The 22175-nt window shown below is 48.6% G+C and carries 21 protein-coding genes; 13 read left to right on the top strand and 8 right to left on the bottom strand.

Annotation, left to right across the window (positions count from 1 at the left end):
• Positions 1 to 37 precede the first annotated feature (37 nt).
• The 7 genes from rnz to R7V76_RS07835 are packed head-to-tail and all read left to right on the top strand — an operon-like array spanning position 38 to position 4822.
• Entirely contained in the window at positions 38 to 943 is a 906-nt protein-coding gene (gene rnz / locus R7V76_RS07865; RefSeq protein ID WP_318091925.1) for a ribonuclease Z, read from the top strand.
• Between the two features lie 7 nt (positions 944 to 950).
• A complete protein-coding gene (locus tag R7V76_RS07860; RefSeq protein ID WP_318091924.1) occupies positions 951 to 1847 on the top strand; it encodes a hypothetical protein in 897 nt (298 codons plus the stop codon).
• Positions 1844 to 2254, top strand: a complete 411-nt coding sequence (locus R7V76_RS07855) for a DUF4430 domain-containing protein (protein WP_318091923.1) — start codon at positions 1844 to 1846, stop codon at positions 2252 to 2254. Before R7V76_RS07860 ends, R7V76_RS07855 begins: the two co-directional genes overlap by 4 nt.
• Entirely contained in the window at positions 2232 to 2930 is a 699-nt protein-coding gene (locus R7V76_RS07850; protein WP_318091922.1) for a hypothetical protein, read from the top strand. Before R7V76_RS07855 ends, R7V76_RS07850 begins: the two co-directional genes overlap by 23 nt.
• The gene (locus tag R7V76_RS07845) at positions 2893 to 3858 is read left to right on the top strand and encodes an ATP-binding cassette domain-containing protein (RefSeq protein ID WP_318091921.1); all 966 of its coding nucleotides are present in this window, start codon (positions 2893 to 2895) and stop codon (positions 3856 to 3858) included. Before R7V76_RS07850 ends, R7V76_RS07845 begins: the two co-directional genes overlap by 38 nt.
• Positions 3849 to 4415: an ECF transporter S component gene (locus R7V76_RS07840; protein WP_318091920.1), complete on the top strand. Its 567-nt coding sequence runs from the start codon at positions 3849 to 3851 to the stop codon at positions 4413 to 4415. The genes R7V76_RS07845 and R7V76_RS07840 overlap by 10 nt, the downstream gene beginning before the upstream one ends.
• A 32-nt stretch (positions 4416 to 4447) precedes the next feature.
• The gene (locus R7V76_RS07835) at positions 4448 to 4822 is read left to right on the top strand and encodes a hypothetical protein (protein WP_318091918.1); all 375 of its coding nucleotides are present in this window, start codon (positions 4448 to 4450) and stop codon (positions 4820 to 4822) included.
• A gap of 62 nt (positions 4823 to 4884) precedes the next feature.
• Here the strand turns inward: R7V76_RS07835 and R7V76_RS07830 are convergent, their stop codons facing one another.
• Positions 4885 to 5697: an SDR family NAD(P)-dependent oxidoreductase gene (locus tag R7V76_RS07830; RefSeq protein WP_290830274.1), complete on the bottom strand. Its 813-nt coding sequence runs from the start codon at positions 5695 to 5697 to the stop codon at positions 4885 to 4887.
• A 156-nt stretch (positions 5698 to 5853) separates the two neighbouring features.
• On the opposite strand from R7V76_RS07830, the gene R7V76_RS07825 reads away from it, so the two are divergent.
• Positions 5854 to 7314: an MDR family MFS transporter gene (locus R7V76_RS07825; RefSeq protein ID WP_318091917.1), complete on the top strand. Its 1461-nt coding sequence runs from the start codon at positions 5854 to 5856 to the stop codon at positions 7312 to 7314.
• Positions 7315 to 7368: 54 nt separating this feature from the next.
• On the opposite strand, the gene R7V76_RS07820 is transcribed toward R7V76_RS07825, so the two are convergent.
• Complete coding sequence (locus R7V76_RS07820) at positions 7369 to 8262, bottom strand: DMT family transporter (protein ID WP_012369864.1); 894 nt, start codon at positions 8260 to 8262, stop codon at positions 7369 to 7371.
• 43 nt (positions 8263 to 8305) lie between these two features.
• Between R7V76_RS07820 and R7V76_RS07815 the strand changes: the two genes are divergently transcribed.
• From R7V76_RS07815 to R7V76_RS07795, 5 genes are all read left to right on the top strand, one after another.
• The gene (locus tag R7V76_RS07815; RefSeq protein ID WP_318091916.1) at positions 8306 to 10423 is read left to right on the top strand and encodes a DNA topoisomerase III; all 2118 of its coding nucleotides are present in this window, start codon (positions 8306 to 8308) and stop codon (positions 10421 to 10423) included.
• Complete coding sequence (locus R7V76_RS07810; RefSeq protein WP_318091915.1) at positions 10423 to 10839, top strand: hypothetical protein; 417 nt, start codon at positions 10423 to 10425, stop codon at positions 10837 to 10839. The genes R7V76_RS07815 and R7V76_RS07810 overlap by 1 nt, the downstream gene beginning before the upstream one ends.
• Positions 10840 to 10908: 69 nt before the next feature.
• A complete protein-coding gene (locus R7V76_RS07805; RefSeq protein WP_318091914.1) occupies positions 10909 to 11439 on the top strand; it encodes a hypothetical protein in 531 nt (176 codons plus the stop codon).
• A gap of 229 nt (positions 11440 to 11668) precedes the next feature.
• Positions 11669 to 14239, top strand: a complete 2571-nt coding sequence (locus R7V76_RS07800) for an ATP-binding protein (RefSeq protein WP_318091913.1) — start codon at positions 11669 to 11671, stop codon at positions 14237 to 14239.
• A gap of 203 nt (positions 14240 to 14442) precedes the next feature.
• Positions 14443 to 15537, top strand: coding sequence for an MFS transporter (locus tag R7V76_RS07795; protein WP_318091912.1), 1095 nt, complete (start codon positions 14443 to 14445; stop codon positions 15535 to 15537).
• 73 nt (positions 15538 to 15610) lie between these two features.
• Here the strand turns inward: R7V76_RS07795 and R7V76_RS07790 are convergent, their stop codons facing one another.
• The 6 genes from R7V76_RS07790 to iscB all read right to left on the bottom strand — a co-directional run bounded on the left by R7V76_RS07790 (position 15611) and on the right by iscB (position 22107).
• On the bottom strand, positions 15611 to 16789 hold the full coding sequence (locus R7V76_RS07790) for an MFS transporter (RefSeq protein ID WP_318091911.1): 1179 nt from the start codon (positions 16787 to 16789) through the stop codon (positions 15611 to 15613).
• A 146-nt stretch (positions 16790 to 16935) separates the two neighbouring features.
• Complete coding sequence (locus tag R7V76_RS07785) at positions 16936 to 18066, bottom strand: ABC transporter permease (protein ID WP_318091910.1); 1131 nt, start codon at positions 18064 to 18066, stop codon at positions 16936 to 16938.
• On the bottom strand, positions 18066 to 18767 hold the full coding sequence (locus R7V76_RS07780) for an ABC transporter ATP-binding protein (protein ID WP_012369872.1): 702 nt from the start codon (positions 18765 to 18767) through the stop codon (positions 18066 to 18068). Before R7V76_RS07780 ends, R7V76_RS07785 begins: the two co-directional genes overlap by 1 nt.
• Before the next feature lie 15 nt (positions 18768 to 18782).
• On the bottom strand, positions 18783 to 19379 hold the full coding sequence (locus tag R7V76_RS07775; protein WP_318091909.1) for an MFS transporter: 597 nt from the start codon (positions 19377 to 19379) through the stop codon (positions 18783 to 18785).
• 10 nt (positions 19380 to 19389) lie between these two features.
• Positions 19390 to 20817: an FAD-binding oxidoreductase gene (locus R7V76_RS07770; protein WP_318091908.1), complete on the bottom strand. Its 1428-nt coding sequence runs from the start codon at positions 20815 to 20817 to the stop codon at positions 19390 to 19392.
• A gap of 33 nt (positions 20818 to 20850) precedes the next feature.
• A complete protein-coding gene (gene iscB / locus R7V76_RS07765) occupies positions 20851 to 22107 on the bottom strand; it encodes an RNA-guided endonuclease IscB (protein WP_318091907.1) in 1257 nt (418 codons plus the stop codon).
• Positions 22108 to 22175 lie beyond the last annotated feature (68 nt).

Below are 22175 nucleotides of genomic sequence, written 5' to 3'. Positions count from 1 at the left end.
GTATGAAAAATGCTAATTTTACGAAAAGGGGAAAAAGATGGAATTTTATTTTTTAGGGACTGGTGCAGGAATGCCGTCAAAACAACGGAATGTGTCTGCGATTGCGCTCTTGCATCCGAAAATGACCTGGTTGTTTGATTGTGGAGAAGCGACACAACACCAAATGTTGCATAGTCCGATTAAACCGCGGAAAGTCAGTACGATTTTCATTACACATCTGCATGGAGATCATATTTTCGGTCTTCCCGGCTTCATCAGTACACGGGCTGCACTCGAAGGAACGACGTTATTGACGATTTTCGGTCCGAAAGGAATCAAGGAATGGCTCGAGGCAACTTTGCGTATCACAGGTACGTACTTACGTTATCCGCTTGATGTCATTGAAGTCGAAGCCGGTCAGACCTATGAGCAGGAAGGATTTCGAATTTACGTCGAAGCGTTGGAACACCGCTTTTTGGCGTATGGTTACCGGATTGAAGGGCAGGAAGAAAAGGGGACCTTACGCGTCGAAGCGCTGAAACAACTGGGTATTCCTTCAGGACCACTCTATCGACAAATCAAACAGGAGAAAACGTTTGTTTTCGAGGGGACTGAATACCGGTCGACTGATTTTCTCGGAGAACCGAAGCCGGGTATTAAGTTGGCGGTATTAGGAGATACAGTGCCGTGTGACGGAAGCATTCGATTGGCGCAAGAAGTCGATGTTCTTGTCCACGAGGCGACATTTGCCGATTCTGAACAAGACCATGCAGGACGATTCGGTCATTCGACAGCCAGACAAGCTGCTGAAATCGCTTTGAAAGCAGGGGCGAAGAAACTGTTGTTAACGCATATATCTGCGCGGTATGTCGATCAAGAACAACGGTTGGAAGCGGAGGCACGGGAAGTATTTGAAGAGTCATACCTCATGACGGATCATCAATCTGTCGTGATTAAGGGGTAAAAACAACATGGACTTTCTCATCCAATGGTCATTGTTTCTGTTAGCCAGTATCATTCTTGGTTTCTTTTTAGAAAGACGGACCGAAAAGGAACAATATCTTTATCTGAAATTTGTTTTTTATGCATGTTTAGGAGCAGTATCGTTCCCTGTTTATGATATTCAATTACCGCTTGGAATTATCTTATTCCTGATTGTTCTGCATCCGAAAAAAAATTCACGGTACAAACGTTATATGGCCTTATTCGGTTTTCTTTTTTTTCTGCTTCAGCTTTTCCTGGGACCGTTCGATACGTTTACGCTCCGGGAAGAGACGCAACAAATGGGGCAGGTCACGATTACGGACGAATCGTTTGATACGCTGATGACCCACATCGACCGGCGGATCGGAGACGACTCTCTACGATTGGAACAAAGTCAATTGTTGTTTGACCAAGGGGGCAACTTGCGGAATGCGACATTTGAGTTGATTGCGAAAAGTCCGAAGCGGTTCATCCGGTACGAAGTGACCTATCAGGAGGTGACCGGTATATTAACGTACCGTCCCCGCGAAGAAGTATTGACCCGTTCATTAGAGTCGTACTATCAAAAATTGATTGATGCCTCGACTTCGTTTCAAACGTTAAAGACGTTATCTATCAAACAGATTCTTCATGAATCGAAGACTCCGTATGTTGAGATGGATTTGGATGGTTTGTACGAAACGTTCAGTTTGCAGGATGCCACGGTTCTGTTGATTAACGATCAAGGCGAATTGATTCCGTATGTCAATACGGGAGATGATGTGTTAGCGAATGCGATTCGATTGACATATCTTCGTTCTGACGGTCAATCGTTACGGGAGAAAACCATACTTTTATACAATTACAGTTTTGAGACCTCAAGACGAAAAGGAGTCGTACGATGAAAAAATGGATATTGATGGGGCTAGTCCTCCTTCTTTCAGGATGTACGGAACAACCGACAGATCAAGCTGCTGAACCAAAGACGTGTGAACGTTCGGTCGAAGTATCGGTCGTTAATCATGCGAATGATAAGACATTATATGAAAAAGACATGTGTCTCAAGGAATCAGAGACGGCGCTTGATGCGTTAGAAGAAACAGATCTTCCAGTCGTCAAAACCGGCAAGGGTGAAATGGCCTACGTGACGGCTGTCGACGGAATTCGTGAAAAATCAGCCGGAGCGAGTAGTGGCTGGGTGTTCGGCGTCAATAACAAACCGGCACAAGTCGGGGCAGGGGCGTATCAATTAAAAGACGGTGACCGTCTGGAATGGCGATTTGAAAAAGATGCAATGGCTTATTTTCAGTAAGGCCGAACGGGAGCGACTTCATCCACTGAATGTCGCTCTTTTTGTAGTGGCGATGTTATCGGTCCCGTTTTTTTTGCAGACACATGTAAGCATCCTTGTTGTCTTGACCGGACATGTTCTATTCTTTACATGGATCCGGCAATGGCATGTCCTGTGTTACTTAACCTTACCCTTGATTTATATCGGAATGATGTATGCTCCTCTGCTCGTCGGTGCTTCCGTTGATCCATACGGAATTTGGTTGACCGGTCTGACGGTGGCGTTATTCGTGACATCCAGTCAACTGACCTTCACCCTGATCCGACTTGACCAAATGGGACCGTTATTCCGGGTTTTACCGCGCCTGACCCGTTTGACGGGAATGGTTTTGGCAATCTTACCTTCATTGCTCCGGACGTGGCCGGAAGTAAAAATGAGCCATACCAAACAACCGCTGGCAGAAAAGATGGAACGTGTGGCACTGTACCACCTGTTGCCCGTCGAAGCGGTCCCCAGTCGGTTACGGCGTTTGACGCGTTCTGATTGGATGATCGGAATTTTAATTACAGGAATGTATCTTGCCTTTTGGTCTCCTGTAGCAGTAGAAGCCGCTTTAGTGTTACCCGGACTATTGATGTTCTCGAAAGGAGGAATACGCGATGCCTACCATCATTACCGAAGAAGCAGGATCACGTAAGCGGCTGGAACAACTGGCTCATGCGGCCGGAACAGAAGTGATTCAACCGGATCGCCTGCTGCATGGTCGTGTCCGCGATATGTTGGCGACAACCAGTCTGTTCGTCGCTGGAGAACTGGCGACGTTACTCGGCTTAGAGGCCTTTTTTGATCGCGAGACAAGTGAATTATCCTCGGGGGAACAGCAACTGGTCTCGCTCGGCTACACCTTGTCCGGTTTACCGGAAAAAATCTTCCTGGCAGAGCCGTTTTTATTTTTAGATCAAGTTCGTAAAAACCGGCTGATGCTGTTGTTTGAGGAAATCGAGCGCCGTTTTACCTGCCATATCACCTATTCCGTCATCCAACAACAGCCGCTCGAAAAGCTGAAAGGGACGGAATCGGTCAAAGGAAAGGTTATCGACGAGATGTTACGCATCCGGCACCGCTATCCGTTACAAGAAAAGTATGCCTTGTCGATTGAACGAATATCCTTTCATCTGGGGGAACGGGTGGCGCTGATCGGAGCCAACGGAAGCGGAAAATCAACGTTGCTCCGTCTGTTACTCGGTGTGGAACGGCCGCTGTACGGAAAGGTCAGGCGGACCGGCGAAAAATGTTATGTTCCGGCACATCCGGCGCTTGCACCTGTCCTCGACAAGCCGGCCGCTACGTTTTCCGAGCAAAAACAACAATTGATGGAACGGCTCTCCTGGAAGGAAGAAGCCTGTTATTTTGATGAACCGACAGCCGGATTAACCGATCGGCAACGGTCTGCGTTCATTCAAAACATGCTTGATCATCCGGATCAATTGATTGTACTCGCTACGCACGATCCTGACTTAATTTTTTATGCAACCCGAGTCGTCTATCTGGTTCAGGGGGAAATTGCTTTTGACGGTCCAACTTCTACTTTCATCGAGCAAAGCAGGTTATACGAATGGAACTGATCGGAGCGGCAGTCCTCATCATCAGTGTAATTGTTTTATATTTTGAAAAGCGTCCGATGTCAGAGGCGATGCTTCGGTTCATTGCGCTGGTCACAGCGGCAGCGATTGCCGGACGGCTGATTTTTGCAAGCATTCCGAACGTCCAGCCGGCGACGGCACTGGTCCTTTTGGTCGCTGCCTGTGTAGGACCGTTCACCGGGGCGGTTGTCGGGATGCTTGTAGTCGTATTGACGAGTTTATTTTTAGGAAGTGGTCCTTTCGTATTATTTCAAATCATTGCCTATACGGTCATCAGTCTTCTCTGTATGTTACCAGGCATGCAGACGCGGTGGATTCTAACGGCTTATGGACTGGCGGCAGGTTTTTTATATGGATGGATCAGCAATTTGGGTTTTTTGATCTTTACGGATTTTTCGCGGGAAGCGTTTTTTACACTCCTTTTGACAGGCGGTTTTTTTGATTTGTTGCACGGTGTTTCGAACGCTGTTTTCATCTGGTTGCTGTATCCGATTTTTTTACGGATTCTGCATTCGTTTGCTGGAAAACAGGGTACATGATAAGTAATCCCATTCGATTGGAGTGAAGCGTGATGCTGAGTTCGCCGCTGTCCATAACGTATCTCGTCGGGTTGTTACTTATTGCTGGTTTGGGTCTGGCATTTGGGAGTATTTTATTGTTGAAGGAAACGATTCGGGGGCGGTATGCAGGGTTTTACTTACTGGCAGCAGCCATTTTCCCCGGAGCGATGCTGATTACATCTGCAGAAGGCGGATTAGTCGGGCATCTCTTTTTTGAAACGGATCTCTTCTTGTCGATTGTCGCCTGGTTATTAGTCCTGTCGAGCGGTTATTTGGTCATGGTGACGGGAGCAGTCACTCTTCGGTATGTATACCGCTACACCTCGATTCCGAAAAATGTTCAAAAATGGATGACGGATCATATGCATCGTCCGAAACCGAACTGAATCAAAAAAGACGTCCGTTCTTTTCCGGTATGGAAAGAAGGGACGTCTTTTTTATATCTGGATCAGTTGGAGACAGCAAATTCTTCAACCGGCGTTTCTTGTTGTTGCTGATCTGGATTTTGAATGCGTCCCGTGACTTCCGTCAAAAGGCGGCGCGGCAGGAATTTCGCAAATGTCACCATGGCGCGGTTGCTCGCTCCCGGTACGACAACCCGTTTGCCTTTTAACGTTCCCCGGTATCCGGCAAAGGCGACGAGATGAGACGGCATACTTTTGAAAGGTAACGTAATCTGTGCACGGTCAAAGAAGTTCGTATCGGTCGGTCCCGGGCAAAGGCAGGTGACCGTCACGCCCGAACCGTCCAGTTCGGCAGCGAGTGCTTCGGACAGCGATAGGACATACGCTTTTGTCGCGTAATAGACACTCATGTAAGGTCCCGGCATGAAGGCGGCAACAGAGGCCACATTCAAGATCCGCCCGAATCCGCGGTCAAGCATTCCCGGTACCAACCGTTTCGTCAGCTCTGTCAAGGCGACGACGTTGACGTGGATTGAATTTAAATCTTCGGACGGATCGATTTCTGCAAAGCGGCCGGATGTCGCAAAACCGGCGTTGTTGAACAACAGATCGACCGTCAGTTCATGTTCGTCGAGGAAACTGAGGATCCGCGAGACACTGTCCGGTTTTGAAAGGTCGGCTGCGAATGTATAAGCCTTAATTTGGTAACGTTTTTCAAGGACATGCTTGAGCTCCGTCAGTTTCTTTTCATTGCGGGCAATCAACACGCAATCAAACCCGTCGCGTGCCGCCAAAACAGCCAAATCGAGACCGATTCCACCGGAAGCACCTGTAATCAAAGCGGTTTTTCGTAACATATCATACTCCTCCATTCAATTGATGACTCATTCTCTAATCTTTATCATTCCCTATTGTTCCCTTGATTCCTGCTCGATAAGCATCTCCTTTTAGAAGTCCGCCGATTCAAGGTATGATAAAGAAAGGATACACCTAAAGAAAGTGAGCTGAGTCTCTTGAGGAAAAATGTCACGATTGCTTTGTTATTAGCTACATTTTTAGCGGCGATTGAAGGTACGATCGTTGCGACGGCAACACCGGTCATGGCAAGTGAGTTAAACGGCGCAAAACTCGTCAGCTGGATTTTCGCCGGTTTCTTACTGTTCATGGCTGTCTCAACACCGATTTACGGAAAGATGGCAGACTTGTACGGAAGAAAACGTGTCCTGTTGTTCGGAATCGGAGTCTTCACGGTCGCGTCGCTCGCCTGTGGATTGGCGCAATCGATGGAAATGCTGATTCTGTTCCGTGCCGCGCAAGGGATTGGAGCGGGAGCCGTCTTGCCGATTGCGATGACGATCATCGGGGATTTATATACATACGAGGAACGCGGAAAAATTCAAGGCGTTTTAAGTGCGGTTTGGGGAATCTCGGGTGTCGCCGGTCCGCTCGTCGGTGGTTTTTTAGTCGAGACGTTATCGTGGCGTTACATCTTTTTATTGAATGTACCATTTGCTCTGATTTCATTCATCATGATCGTTTTGTTTTATAAAGAAAATGTCACCGAGACGTCACGGAAGATTGATTACCGGGGAGCCATTTTATTTGCGACTGGCATGAGCGCATTACTGTACGGATTATTATCGGGAAGTGAATCCGAATCATTTGCCGAGCCACTGATTTTAATCAGTTTTGCCGTCAGTGTGGTCCTGTTGTTCTGGTTTTACCGGGTCGAGAAAAAAGCGGCGGATCCGCTGTTGCCACCGGCGGTCATCCGGCATCCGGTCATTCTCGTCATCAATTTGGCGGTCTTCTTTTCTGCCTGGGTACTCGTCTCGATGTCGGCCTACATCCCGATTTTCGCGCAAGGCGTGCTCGGGAAAAGTCCGACGGAAGCCGGCTTTATGCTGATGCCGCTGTCGTTGTTTTGGACACTGACTGCCATCATCGGCGGACGCACGATCGGAATTGCCTCGCCGCGCTACCGGACGATGACCGGAATGGGGTTACTCGTCATCGGGATGGCGATTTTAATCGGAATCGGCCGGGAATCGAGTGATGTCTTTATCTATCTTGCCGTTTCGTTGATCGGAATCGGTTTTGGACTGGCACAACCCGTCTTTATGGTCGTCCTGCAGACTTCGGTCGACTGGTCGCTCCGCGGATCAGCGACTGCCGTCAACTCGTTTTTGAGTACGACCGGACAAACGCTTGGTGTGGCGATCTTCGGGACCTTGTTTAATATGTCGATCATCCAGGCATTTTCCGACTCGAAGCTGCTTTCCGGCTACTCGATTGATCCGTTTTTTCAGTCGGGTACGGCATCCCGTTACGGAGCGGACGTTCAATCGGCCGCGGAACAGGCACTCGCAAACGGACTGCATCTCGTCTTCATCGGGGGCCTCGTCTGTGCCATTCTGGCCTTTTTCATGACCTTCCGACTGCCGAAAGTCCGTCCGGAAGATCCGACCAATTAAAAAATACCAGTCAGACAATCTTCTAACGGAAGATGGCTGACTGGTATTTATTTTTTATTCCGCAGTCGTCGCGGCATTTTGTTTGGCAAATTGTTCCCGGATATCACGTTCATTCCGACGGAGGAACAGACCGATTCCGACGAGCAGTAAGGCAGCACCGGTGATTTGAATCCACGTCAATGATTCCTGGAACAGGAAGTATCCGAAAATCATTCCCCAAACGGCTTCCCCGAGAATCGTGATGCTGACGATGCTGGCGCTGACACGTGACAAGGCCCAGTTGAATAAGTTATGGCCGAGCAGTGTCGGGAAAACAGCGAGTAAAATATAGATTTTCCAATCGGTTTGGAATGAACCGACTAGATTGACCGATTGAATGAGCGAAAACAGTAACAGAACGACGGAAGATACGGCATAGACGCCGAATGAATACGTATTCGTCGAGACACTTGTCCGGACGTGCTGACCGAGCAGCCAGTAACCGGCGACAAGAATCGTCGCAAGCAGGGCGAGTCCGTCTCCGATCAGTGCTCTTGGACCAACCGCGATGTCACCATAAGCGACAAGTCCGCCGCCGATTAAAGCGACACCGACGAAAAAGAGAGCTTTCCTCGACGGATGCTGTTTGAAGAAAACGGCATTGCCGATTAAAACGAAAATCGGACTCGCGGTTACGAAGAGCGTCGAGCTGGCAACTGTCGTATAATCAAGGGACAGGAACCACAGCCAAAAATGACCGGCTAAGAGAATTCCGCTTAATATCATATGTCGGATAGTCGTTGAACTGAGACTAAGTAATTCTTTCAGGTGAATCAATGGTAACAGCAACAGTGTCGAAAACAACATTCTGTAAAAAGCAACCGCTTCAATCGGGGTTTCGGCCCATTTAACAAAAATTGCAGATGTCGAGATAAAAAAGAGTGCCATGAATAAAGTGAAATAGGGCATGTTAACCTCCGCGTGTCTGAAGTAAGGAAATGAGGGTGAACCAATGCAATTAATCATTGCGGAAAAACCAAAACAAGCTGAAAAACTCGCAGCGCCGTATCCATCGGTCAAACGGGACGGATATATCGAAATCAAACCGTGTGACCGGTTTCCGGCCGGGGCAAAGCTCGCTTATGCCGTCGGTCATTTATGTGAACTCCAGGAACCGGCCCATTACGATGCCAAATGGAAACGATGGAACTATGACCATCTCCCGATCATTCCGGAACGGTTCGACTACCGGTTGTCCCGGGGAAAAAGCAAAACCTTTCAAGTCATCAAGAAGTTACTGAACGAACGGACGACGACTTCCATCATTATAGCATCGGATGCCGAGCGAGAGGGAGAGGCAATCGTCCGATTGATTCTCCGATTGGCCAATAACGCAAAACCGATTCAGCGCCTTTGGATTTCAAGTCTGACCCCCCAGGCCGTCGATCACGGTTTCGCGAATCTGCTCGACGGCAAAGAAACCGAAAATCTGTTTCATGAGGCGATGAGCCGCGCCTGTGCCGACTGGTTAATCGGGATGAATGCTTCTCGGGCCTATACGACGTTGCTCAAGAAAAAAGGCATCGCTGACGTCTTTTCACTAGGACGGGTTCAGACGCCGACATTGTCGTTGATCGTCGAACGGGAAAAACAGATTGAGAACTTCCGTCCGGAAACGTTTTTTGAAGTCGAGGCCGACTTTACACGGTATACCGGAAAATACATCAATCTGAAAAAACAAACGAAGATTACGGAACGAAGCCTCGCCGAAGCGATCGTTGCCCGAACAACAGGAACCGGTACCGTCGCAGCGGTCGAGAAGACGGAACAAGTCGAAAAACCGCCGTTCTGGTTCAGTTTATCGCTCTTGCAAACGGAAGCCAGTCGCCGTTTCGGACTCGGGGCAAAGGAAACACTCGATATTGCGCAAAAACTCTATATCCGGGGCTGGATCAGTTATCCGCGGACGGATTCGTCCTTCGTCTCAAAAGACGAGGCGAGCCAGTTTCCAGCAATTTTAAAACGGCTTCTGAAACAGCCGGAGTATACCGAACTGACGGACCTTGTGGCGAACAATTTGACGAATAATAAACGGTACGTCAATTCCGCGAAGGTCAGTGATCACTATGCCATCATCCCGACGGAAGAAGCGGGTGCCGTCGCGAAACTGTCCGGACGTGATGCGCAAGTCTATGATTTGATTGTCCGCCGTTTCCTGGCGGCGTTTGCGCCGGATGCCCGGTCGGAAAAAACGGAAATCATTACGGAACGGGAACAGGACCGTTTCCTGACGAAAGGCAGCCGGTCGCTCGAACTCGGCTTCAAGAAAGTCTTGAAAATCGAAGCGAAAGAGCAGGAACTTCCGGCAGTGGAAGTCGGTCAGCCGGTACCGATCAAAGGAGCGAAGCTGCTCGAGAAACAGACGGAACCGCCGAAACGCTATACGGAAGGAACGTTGATTCTCGGGATGAAGACGGCCGGGAAAGTGCTCGAAAATGAACTGCAAGCCATCATGAAGGAAATCGAGGGCCTAGGAACAGAAGCGACACGTGCCGGCATCATCGACGGACTGAAACGCCGGGAATACATTCAAGTGAAGAAAAAAGAACTCCATCCGACAGCAAAGGGGCGGATTTTGATTGAAGCCGTCAGCGGCAGTATCCTTGCTTCTCCAGAGATGACAGCGAAGTGGGAAAGCCGGCTCGACCAAATCGGTAAAGGGGAAGCATCCGCGGCTCAATTTGTCGATCAAGCGAAGAAGCTGTCCCAGCATTTAGTCCAGGATGCAAAAACACGGGTCGAACAACTCGAAGTCGATCCGACTCAGGTACCGGCCAAACGGGCGCGCGGCGCTACGAACCGGCCGGTCGGCATCTGTCCCGTCTGTCAGGCGGAGTTGCTTGATCGGGGTAAGTTTTACGGGTGCAGTGCCTATCAGAAAAACAATTGCGGCTTTACCCTGCCGAAAACGATTCTCGGGGCACGCCTGACACAAACCGAGCTGAAAAAAATGCTTGCGAATGGAAAAACAAAACCGCTTGAGATGAAAAAAAACGGCCGGACCTTCCAGGCGATGCTGTACTTGGAACAACACCAATTGAAATTTGAGTTCGTGAAGGGAGAAGCTTGATGCATTACGATTTGATGGGAAATAAGACCTTTATACCGATGTTCGAACAATTTTTAAAAGAAGGAACCAAACTGACAGTCTGGTTCCCGAACGAAGTGACGATCGGACAGGCCGACGCCCTGATTGAAGAAGCGGAAGAATTATTCGGGGTGACGGCCGAAGTCATCGATGATCCCCAATCGTTCGGAAAAGCATTGCTGTTGCCGTATTTAACGGAGCGGGAAACCCGGGAAGACGATTTCGTCCGCTATGAAACCGTCATGACGGAAGAGGTGAAAGCAGTCTTGCGGGAACTGACCTTACCGATGATGACGGACGGTGATTTCGCCGTCCTGTATTCTTATCAGATCGATGTTCCGAACGGGTACCTGTTCGTTGAAGACTGGTTTAATGCGGAAGTTTCCTTAGAAACTTAACAAAAAACGGAAACCCTCCTTGTTCGTGTTGCGTAAGAGTAACTATCACACGAAACGAGGAGGGTTTTTATGTCGTTATCAGTAATCGCTTCATCGCTTAACAGTAACCGACTGTTGCTGTATGTCGAAGGTGACGGTTTTTTTTCCGGAATGCCGGTTTTTATGATGATCTTTTTTGGAATCATCGTATGTGTTTTCGTAATCGGTCTGTTTTCGATGATGACACAGGGAGCATCGACACACAGTCTGACGAAGTCGCTCCGGCATCATGCTTCGGAACTCGTGACACCGTCAGAGGAAAGTGCACAGCGGTATCTGGATTATCTCCGCTCCTTGTCATCGTTTCCGGTCGAAAAGACGAATCTCGAACCGATTCGTTTGGCGAAAGGAATTTTATCGTTGATTCAACAGACGGATCAGGTACAGGAGGCAACGAAAAAAGACATCGCGGCCCAATATGCGCGACTCGGTGTGTTGATGGGGGATCCGCTCGCGGATGAAGAACCTGTTCGCCGTCATTCGGGTATGCATCACCATGACCATCATCAGATGCACGTGAACCAACAAAACACGGATCATTCCAGTCATTCTAATCTTTAAATAGCTGTCCGTTCCGTCTACCGGAGCGGACTTTTTTTGGTTAAAATCCCCAAATCATCTTCGAATCCTCCTGTTTTGTGACATCTGTTTGTAACATACAAGCGTTTAGATTAAAGTTAGATGAAAAGTGGTCTTTTTTGAGCATATTTAGTGGTTTTGCTTCAAAAAGCTTTAGAATAAGACTTAGAAACAATCAATTTAAGTTTTTACAGTAGAGGGGGATGAATAGATGAAGTCATGGCTTAATCGAACGATTGGACGCCAAATCATGTCTGCCTTCTATATGATTATATTGACACTCGTGCTGACCTCAGCCGGCGTTTATTTTTATACGAAAAGTCAGGTTCAGACATCACGTCAGGAACTGCTGACATTAAACGATCATCGGACACGTGCGACGAACTTATATGAATCATGGCAAAGTCTTCAGTATGAAATGCGCGGATTCGTCTTATTAGGTGATGAAGCAATGCTCGAAGAAATTGAACGTAAAAAGGATAATATCAATCAACAAACTACGTGGTTTGAGAAAAATGCCCGTTTTAAAGAAGAAAAGCAGTATGCAACAGACGCCCGATCGCTGTATACGGCGTACACACAACGTGTCATGCCGAGTCTGACGAACTATGTTGCTGCCAAAAAAGACGGGGATGTGACGGAACCGTTCCTGCAGATGGCAACGCTCGGGAAAGTCACGAAAGCGCCTACACTTGATCCGAAACGGAAGTTCAACATCAAGACGAAAAGTGCGGCTGATATGAGCTCAAGTATCGTCGACATGGAGACCGTCTTTACGAAGTACCGCAATTCCTTAAACAAACAAGAGCTCGCGGCGCAAGAAAAGCTCGGAAAACAGGTGAACGCTTCACAGGTACTCGGATTCATTAATCTTGCTGTCCTGTTGCTGATTATTGTGCTGCTGGTTCGTCCATTTGTCTTGCGTTTGACCAAACAGTTACGTCAGTTGAACCGGGAAAGCAGCCGTCTCGCACGAGGCGAGGACGCGACGCCAATCCAGGTCGTAAACGCCCGGGATGAAATCGGCGAACTGACGACGACCTTTAATCAGATGGCAGCATCGATTTCTGCCCAAAAGATGCAACTCGTTTCAAGTAACGATGAGTTGCAGAGTCAGCAGGAAGAACTGGTGGCCCAGCAGGAAGAGCTGCAGATGCAACAAGAGGAACTGGAAGAAGCGCTCGATATTACGTTGCGAAATGAAACGCATTTGCGGTACCGCAATGAGTTGACGGAAACGCTCGCTTCTCGTGAAACGCTGACCGCGTATCCGGCCATCATTGAAAAGTTGATTACGATTACAGATGCCGAGCTCGGTGCGATTGTCTTCCTTGACGACGACCGCTATACGGATATCGTGTCGTACGGCATGACACCGGATCAGCAACATCAGTTGTTACACTCTTCGATTTCATTACTGGAACGGGCACGGATGCACAAGCATGCCGTCCGTTCGACGAAACAAGTGACGAGTGATCATCCGTTGCCATATCCATACAGCATGTATGAAACGGTCGTTCCGGTCATGGATCCGTCGACCAATACGATGATTGCCAGTATTTATCTGGTCCGTTATCGGGATCAGTTTAATGAAGATCAAACGGAAGAAATCTGGTCATTTTCGCGCCAATTGGCTTTATCTTTGCTCCGGATGCGGGTCTTTGATGAAATCGAGCGGGAACGCGAGAAAACATCGAAACTGTTGCATTCGATCCGTGAAGCGGTCATTTACATCGAAGATGACAAGATTTTTGCCAATAAACCATTACTGGCCTTATTCCATCATCCGTCCCATGATCAATTTAACGAGGGATTGATGACACTTGATGTCAAAATCGAAGAGTTGGCTGTCCAGGTCGACCAGCACGAGGCGTTTCTTGAATATATGAGCCGGGTCTGCCGTCATGATATTCCGACCGAAGGCTTGTCTTTATCCTTAAACAAAGAGGAACGGTTCGTTCAAGTGTACGCGGAAGGCATTCAATACGGCGGTCGTTTCCGGGGAACGATGCTTGTCCTGCGGGACGTGACGATTGAAACCGGTATCGACCGGATGAAGTCCGAGTTTGTTTCGACAGTATCCCATGAGTTGCGGACGCCGCTTGCCTCAATCTTTGGTTATACCGAGTTGATGCTCGCAAAAGACTTGCCTGTCGATCGTCAGCAACGGTACTTGACGACGATTCATTCGGAGACGCAACGTCTGACGAGTCTCGTCAATGATTTTCTTGATGTTCAGCGTATGGAATCGAGTCAGCAACAGTATCAGTTCGTGAAACTCGATCTTCGGAACTTGATTCAGGAAGTTGCCGAATTCCATGCCGGTTCAACGAATCATCATCAATTGACACTCGAAACCGGCGACCGGCCGCTTCGTTGGATTGAAGCGGACGAACCGAAAATGCGGCAGTTATTCGGGAATTTGATTAACAATGCCATTAAGTATTCACCGGACGGCGGAGAGATTGAGCTTAAGCTGGAAGAGCTGGAGGACCGGTTACGGATCCAAATCATTGATGAAGGAATCGGGATTCCGCAACACGCCTTACCGGAACTGTTCAGTAAGTTTTACCGGGTCGATAATTCCGACAGCCGGAAAATCGGCGGGACCGGTCTTGGTCTTGCGATCTGTCAGGAAATCGTCCGTGCTCACGAGGGTTTGATCCATGTGGAATCAACAGAAGGGAGCGGTTCAATCTTTACGGTGGAATTGCCGTTTGTGCAAGTGAGCTCGCTTGAAACGATTACCGGAACGGAACACGCGAAAGACCATAAAAGATAAGCAGACTGAAACAGCAGCAGACAACGGACTATCCGTTGTCTGCTTTTTGATGTAACCCGATTCGGAAGAAACAGAAACGGGAAAAGTAAAAAACAGGTGACAGAATACCATTCAAAAAGGAGGAATTCACCGTGAAACAGATACGACCACCTTGCTAAGTTCGACTTCGATGGAATATTCGACTGCTGTATCTGATTCGTTGTTTGACCGCATGTCTGCCGGCTTACGTTATTGAGCGGTTGTTTTGGCAACAACGCGGCATGACGGTGCAGGACGTCGTCTATGCTGAAATTGTCTTTGCCCTGACGGTGGTGATGCTAGAAGTCCCATTTGGTTTGTTCGCTGACCGGTTGGGACGGAAAATCAGTCTGCTGACAGGAACCCTATTTGAAACGTTATCGTTTGTAATCTTGCTTCACGCGTACGACCTGTCGTCCTTTTTACTCGCCATGGTGTTAGCCGGAATCGGAAGTGCCGCTGTCAGCGGAGCGGAAGAAGCGTTGATTTACGAAACGATGGAGCAACTGGAGGAAAAGGACCGTTTTGAGAAAACGATTGGTCGGATAAACGCGGCAGACCTTGCAGCAACCGGTAGTGCGGCGCTGATTGGAGCATGGCTTGCGACACTGTATGAGCTGACGATGCATTATTATCTCTCGCTTGGTTGTTTGACGGCGGCTGTTTTTGTCAGTTGCTTGTTGACTGAACCGGACAAATCCGGACAACCGTCAGTTTCTGTTACGTGTTACGACTGGTGTCGGTGGAACCTTGTTCCTTCGTTTATCCGGGTGACGTTACTCAGCATTTCGTTTGGGGTGACAATCACGTTCTTGGATGAGTTTTGGCAATTGTATGTTCAGGATCAAGGCATTTCCGTCTCCTGGTTTGGGATTATCTTGATTGGCTTGATGGTTGCCCAGGGACTCGGTAATCTTTTGCCTAAACCGGACCGTCCGTTCGTTCCGCTCAGCGTTCTTCTGCTTATGTATGGAGGCGGTTTTATCTTGCTCGCTGTGATGGACAGTCGATGGTCCGTCCTTGTCTTAATAGGTCTGTTTTTGATTTACGGATGGTCGGAACCAGTCCTGACGACATGGTTGCAGGGCATATTGACGGATGATGTTCGGGCGACCGGCAGTTCAATGCTGTCGATGCTTGAGAGTGTGGTGACGATCGGAATCGGATTGGGGTTTGGTCAAATCAGTCAAAGTTCAGGTCTTAACGGAGCCTATTTCTCGCTTGGACTTGTCTGTCTGTTGATGGGAACAGGATTGCTGGTATTTCATCAAAAAAGATAGCAACGAACAGATAAAAAAGAAAGGTCTTTTCCAGGTGTGATACCTGAAAAAACCTCTCTTTGGTGTGCTTGTCTTATGAGATGCGCTGTTTCTGCTTGATCGAAACGGCATCATGCAAACGCCGGGCTGCCGGGAACATCAGCAGGGCGACCACGGCCGCAATCCAGTAGACGGTCTCGATGCTCAAACGGTCCGCAAGCAATCCGAACAGCAGACTGCCGAGACAAAAGCTGAGCGTATAGACGGTTTGTTGCATGCTGTAGACATACGGTAAGCGGGCGGCTGGCGTCGCTTCCTGTAAACGGGTAGTCAGCTCAATCGCCCGTAGTTGGTTAGAAGCGCCCTGCAATACACAGGCGACCACGGCAAAGACGACAGACGGTGCAAATGCAAATAAAACGGTGGCTCCAACCGATAACGCCACACTCAGCGTTAACAGGGAAGCAGACTTAGTTCGGCGGAGCATGTAATAACTGCCGCCGATCATGCTGAGCAGGTAAAAGGCATTTAAGATGCCCCACCAGCTGTCAGATACATGGAGATGCGTATCAATATAAACAAGGAATAACGCTGAAATCCAGGCGGTACTGGCAAAGGCGTCGATGCCGAGCAACGTCGTATTCAGCCGGGCCGGTTCAGTCGTCCATGTATAGCGGAAGCTCGACCGGAACGATGGTGTTTCCTGCGTTTCTTCGACAGGATCCGCGAGTTGACGGACCTGATGACGAAACAGACCGGTCCAGAGACTTGCCAAAACAAACAAGCCGAATGAAATCGTCAGGACGAGACCGGGGGAGCCGAGGCTGACAAAAATCGCACCAAGCGGCCACATTACCAGTTGGACAACTTGGTTTGTACCTTGAACCAGACTGTTGGCTTTTTGAAGATTATCCGTGATGCGCGGCAGGAAGGCACTTTCGAGCGGTCGGGCAAATCCGTCGAGAAAGGCAATCCAGACGACGCATCCAAGCAGATAACCGAACGGTAAATCAAGAAATACAATCAGACCGAGGCTGATCGTTTTTAAAAGCTGACTGGATAACAAAAGCGAAGCATGACGGAACCTTCTTGCGAGATCGGCAAAGAAAAATCCGCTGATCGTCATGCCTGCTGTCACGGCAATCGGAAACAGGGCAGCAGTGCTGGCCTGTCCGGTTTCAGCATACAGGGTAGCGATGAGAGCGACGATGTAGAGCGCATCTCCCGCATTTGCTACCCACTGGCTGACCAGTAAAGTTGTAAATCGGTTCATCTATAAAACCTCCACATCGTTCGTATTTAGTTAGTGGGTAGGTAAATAGATGAATTTACATCGTTCAGCCTCATTTCGCGTTTTTTTTGATTGTATAAGGAAAAAAATGGATTGTCAATGGAGTCGGGAAAATGAGGTCAATGAACTCAGACCGGGCGTTGTTTTTTGAGCGCCCGCATGTTGAGGGCGACGAATAACACAACAAATCCCGCCAGCACGACGAGGTCGACCCAAATGTCCTGCAACCCGTAGCCCCGAGTCATGATATTTTGCAAGGCGTGCGCAGCATAAGTCAACGGCATTAACCGGTTGATGACTTCCACCCAAAGCGGCGCATCACTCAAATCAAACAGTCCGCTGAAAAAGATCTGAGGTACGATTGCTAAAGGGATGAACTGAATCAGTTGAAATTCCGTCCGGGAAAAACTCGACAGCAGTAAGCCGAGTGACAAGGCGACACTTGCCGTCAGAAGATTGACGAACAAAAGCAGGAAGTAGTTCCCCTGTTGCGTCACGTCAAGTACGTTGACGATGAACAGTTGGATGAGAATCGTTTGAATCGTGACGAATAAAAAGAAACCGACGAAATAACCGAAGACAATGCTCGACCGTTTGAGCGGAGTCGCAAGTGTCCGTTCCAGTGTGCCGCTCGACCGTTCCCGTAAAAAGCTGACACCGGCAATGATGAAAACGAATAAGAAGATAAAAAAGCCCATTAAGGCAGGAGCGATTTGGTCAAACAATTCAGCGTCCGGATTGCCGTATAAAAACTGGATGTCGGGTTTAGTGACGGCCGGTGCGACAGGTTGCGGTGTTTCAAACGTTTGATTCGTCAATTGAGTCAGCTGTTGCTGTAACTGTTTAACGGCTGCCGTAAGTTTCGTATTGGCAACAGACGCTTGTTGTCCCTGGATTGTAATCAATGTCTCCCGGATGACTTGAAGCGCCGCTGCATTTTTTGAAATATCGCCGCCTTCAATCAAAACTTGCGGCTGATTCTGTTGAAAGGTGATCAGGGCGTCGATTTCGCGATCCTTCATGGCAGTGACACCGGCTGTTTTGTCTTTAAAGGTGCGGGTATCGGTTTTTGTTTTTAACGTATCTTGAAAGGCTGTCGGCAGATCGACCGTACCGATCGTCACATCATCCGAGCTCGAGCCGAGAATCGTTGACAGTAAGAACAGGACAAACAGCGGAGCGAGAAACATCATCGCAATCGTCCGTTTATCCCGAAAAATTTGTGAAATGACACGTTCCGCTACCGTCAGAGTTTGCATCAGACTCGCTCCTTTTGAATGAAAGCTTCATCGATGGAACCAAAGCGTTGAATCAGATCGTCCGGTGTACCGGCTTCGATCAGGCGACCGTGCTGAATTAATAACAGACGATCGCAACGCTCGGCTTCATCCATGACGTGTGTCGTGACGAGTACCGTCACACCGGATTGACGCAGTTGTTCAAATTCATGCCAAAATGTTTTTTTTAGGGCGGGGTCAATCCCGACCGTCGGCTCATCGAGCAGTAAAAGACTCGGTTCATGAATCAAAGCGATGGCAAGACTGAGCCGCCGCTTCATTCCGCCGGAAAACTGATGGATCGGACGATCGGCATCTTTTTTTAAGTCGACGAATTCAAGGACGGTTTCGATCCGGGCCCGAAGCCGTGCTTTTTTCAAACCGTATAATTTTCCGAAGTATTTGAGGTTCCCCCGTGCCGTCAAGTCTTCATAGAGCGCATCAGATTGTGCCATATAACCGATTTTCTCAGCTTGTGCGAGCGAGGGTTGTCGTGTTCCAAGAACAGTAATCGTCCCGGTCGTCGGTTGCTGCAGACCGATCAAGGACTTGATTAAAGTCGTTTTGCCGGAACCGCTTGGTCCGATCAATCCGACGATTTCACCACGACCGATTGAAAACTGGACATCGGTCAAGACCGTTCGTTTTCCGAATGTTTGTGAGTAATGGGTCACGTCAATCATGCCATCACATCCCTTCTACTTCTTTATACCCGCTTCGCTGCTTGACGATGAAGGATCCATCTGTTTTTTTTCAGAACGTGGCCGGTCCCACAGTAAACGCACCGTGACATACAAATAGACGGCAGAGATGATGTAAAACAGACTGCCGATCGTTAAAAAGTCAATCAGATAACCGGCAGCAATGATGCCAAGTGCCGACCATAAAGACGTCTTGAAATGATAGCGGCCGATTGCCCGGCCGACCGTCGTCAAGGCAAGTTCCTGCCGGGCGAGAATGGTTTTTTCCGTGTTCTTTTGCAATGCCCCGAGTATTCCCATAATGATTTGAATCAGGTAGACATGACTGATGGAGGTCACGATCGGAACATACAGTAAAATCAGCGCCATCCCGAACGTGTGGGTGACAAGCAATGATCGGTCCCCGAACCGGTCACTCAACCGACCGATTCCGAGATAAGCGAATGCTGACGTCAGCGTGAAGAGACCGTAGGCCAGACCAAACTGGGCATAGGAATCGCCAATTTGCCGGACAAGCAATAAATAAAATGGAAAAATGATACTGCTGCTCATTAAAATCATGCTTTGAATACGAACAAAAAGTGGATAGTTCATCATTGTCTCCTTACTTCAAATAGTCGAGATAAAATTGGTTCATGAAAAGTCCAGCGGGATCCTGCCTTTGTTTCGCGGCTTTGAAAGCAGCAGCATGTGGATACGCGTCATGGAACTGCCTGCGTGTCGCGAACGGGTAGTACGGCAAATAGTAACTGCCCTGATGTTCGAGTGTCGCATCAATCAACTTTTGAACAATCCGTTTCGTTTCTTTAATCGATACCGGATCCGTTTCCGTATTGATCAACCAGACGAGGGCAAACATATCCTGTTTCGCATAGGATAAGGCAGCTGTCTCATCCTGCTCGACATACCGGATCGTGATATTCAAGACATTCAGTTCATGGGCTGTCAAAATCGACCGCAGTTGATCGACGTAGGAAACAAACGAATCGACCGGCACGAAATATTCCTGGAGTAATTCGGTCCGACCTGGACTGGTATACTCCATGAACGCACTGTCGGACCGCATGACATTGTTACGGGATTCGAACGTGCCGCTCTTCTTCAGGAAATACGATTTTTGGAAGGACCACAACTTATTTTTGCCGAAGTCACTGTACCGGGAGAGACCGAGTAACGCTTTCGGCAGGGCAATGATTGTTTCCTGCTTAAGCGGTTCCTCTTCAATCGGAACCGTTCGTTCGGCTTTATGATAATTCGTCACATACATCTCTTTGAAAAACCCGTCCGGTGCAACGGAAATGCGTCCGATGTGCATGCGGACGTCATCATTACCGAGGACGTGCCGCCGGAAGTAGGCCGGATAATCCTGATAATCTAAGCCGATAGTCTGCTCGGCGTACCATTCGTCGTTTGTCAGCTTTAATGTAACGTCCAAAATGATACCGAACAGACCGTACCCGCCAGGAACGAGCCGGAACAAATCAGCATGTTCGTTTCGGCTGACATGGACGACGGTACCGTCCGCTTGTAACAGCCGGAAGGAATCGACGGTATCGAGTAGGGAACCGTAGCGGATATCCCGGCCATGAACATTGACGCTGAGGGCACCGCCGACCGTAAAGATGTTTTGGGATTGCATGACCTGAACCGCCAGTCCATCCGGCTGAATCCGGTCCTGAATTTCGGCCCAGGTGATTCCGCTTTGGACTGTAATCCGGTGCTTGTCCGGCGTATATTCCAAAATTCGGTCGTAATCCGTCATATCGAGAACTGTTGTATCCGGCAGATAGGTTTGTCCGCCCTGGCTGTGTTGCATACCGGCGACAGAAACGGTTTCCTGCCGCTGTTTTGCTTGTGCAACCCAGGACTTGAGATCGTTCGTCGATGTTGCCGAACGAATCTGTTTGACACGGGTCGGGAGTAACTTCGACTGGTCGGAACTAGTCAGGACCGGATGTTGATAAGTCCAAAGTGAAAAACTAAAAACCGTCATATACACTACCATGACGGTACCAACAGCTATTCGTTTCATTGTTTATAGGTCGGCGGAGGCCCGTGGCTTCAGTCATGGGAGGAGCCGACCTCCACCTCCTTCTGGTTGGATGTCGACGAGCCATGTCGTCGCTCTTTCAAGTAGTGTCAGTTTCTTATGCGAAGCGCATTTATGAACACGGACTCCTTGTAGCGTCCTAAGATCGAAATAGCCGGTCTTACGTCTTCCGAAAACGAAACACGTCTGTCCCTCGTAGTGTACCTTGTCGAACAGTTGATAGCCGTGGACAAAACGCTCCGCTTTGTTCGCCTTTCTCTTACCCTTTTTACCAATGGTCATCTTATGCAGTTGACGGTTGTTCGCGCGTACCTGTCGGAAAAGATACGACACATTCGGTTCTTCCGATAATGGATTCCCGCTGATGCAACGTGCGTCGACAGCATGACGCTTCTCGAGTCCATTTTGGATGCGTATGTTCTTCGTGAGGAAGCCATAGGTCAGTTTGATGTAGGGATACGTTTCTTTGACAGCATTGTAGATGAACCAACGCATGACTGTCATCTGCGAGGCATCACGGAAAGAACGTGATTTCCGTTGGAAAAGATGCTCCAGGTTTTCCTTGTGAATCTTCTTGTGGCATGTCTCACAGAGTGTGAGGAGGTTATCTGGTGCATCCCCACCAGTGTGACGGCTTTCGATATGATGGACGTTCAAGATCTTGTCCTTCGATTTTCCTTTGCAGTGCTGACAGATGTGCTTGTCTCGGAAGAAGACATATTCCCGGACGTTCCAAAAACCGAGTTGGTCTCCCTTCTGATACAGATCACCCGATATGTCAGGACTCTTGATCTTTTGGATGTCGAACTGAGCGACTTCAATCGTTAGATGTTTGATTGGCAACAGACGATGAATCATCCGGACGAGTTTCAGATGGGCATCGACTTTATGCTGAACGGATGGCGCAAGCCACCCTTTTGGTTTCTTACGATTAAAAAAACGCGCTTGACGGTAACGTGTCTTCCGGCTTCTTCTTGCGCTTCGCATAGCACGTCGTGTCGCCAGTAGGTCTTGGATGTCAGTACGCAGTTGTACTTCTCCTTCGAGCAATACCTTAGTGGATGTTGTCGCTGAGAAACCGATATGTTTCGTTCCGGCATCAACGCCCAGTGAAATTTCTTGCTTATACCCACTTGATCCGAACAGTAGCTGAATGGTGAATGGAGTTTGTTTGACCAACTTCGCTTTGCCATTGTTTAATAATTTTCGTGCTTTACTTGGTTTGCATGGCATCAATGGTTCACCATGATGGTTTAGTACGAAAACGAACATTACGTTTTCCTCCTACGAGTTTATTGTTCTTCGTCAATGTTGGTAGGGCTTTTTCCATCTGCAACACC

The sequence above is a fragment of the Exiguobacterium artemiae genome (assembly GCF_033342815.1).
GTDB lineage: Bacteria > Bacillota > Bacilli > Exiguobacteriales > Exiguobacteriaceae > Exiguobacterium_A > Exiguobacterium_A artemiae_A.
This window is presented reverse-complemented; position numbering and strand designations above follow the sequence as displayed.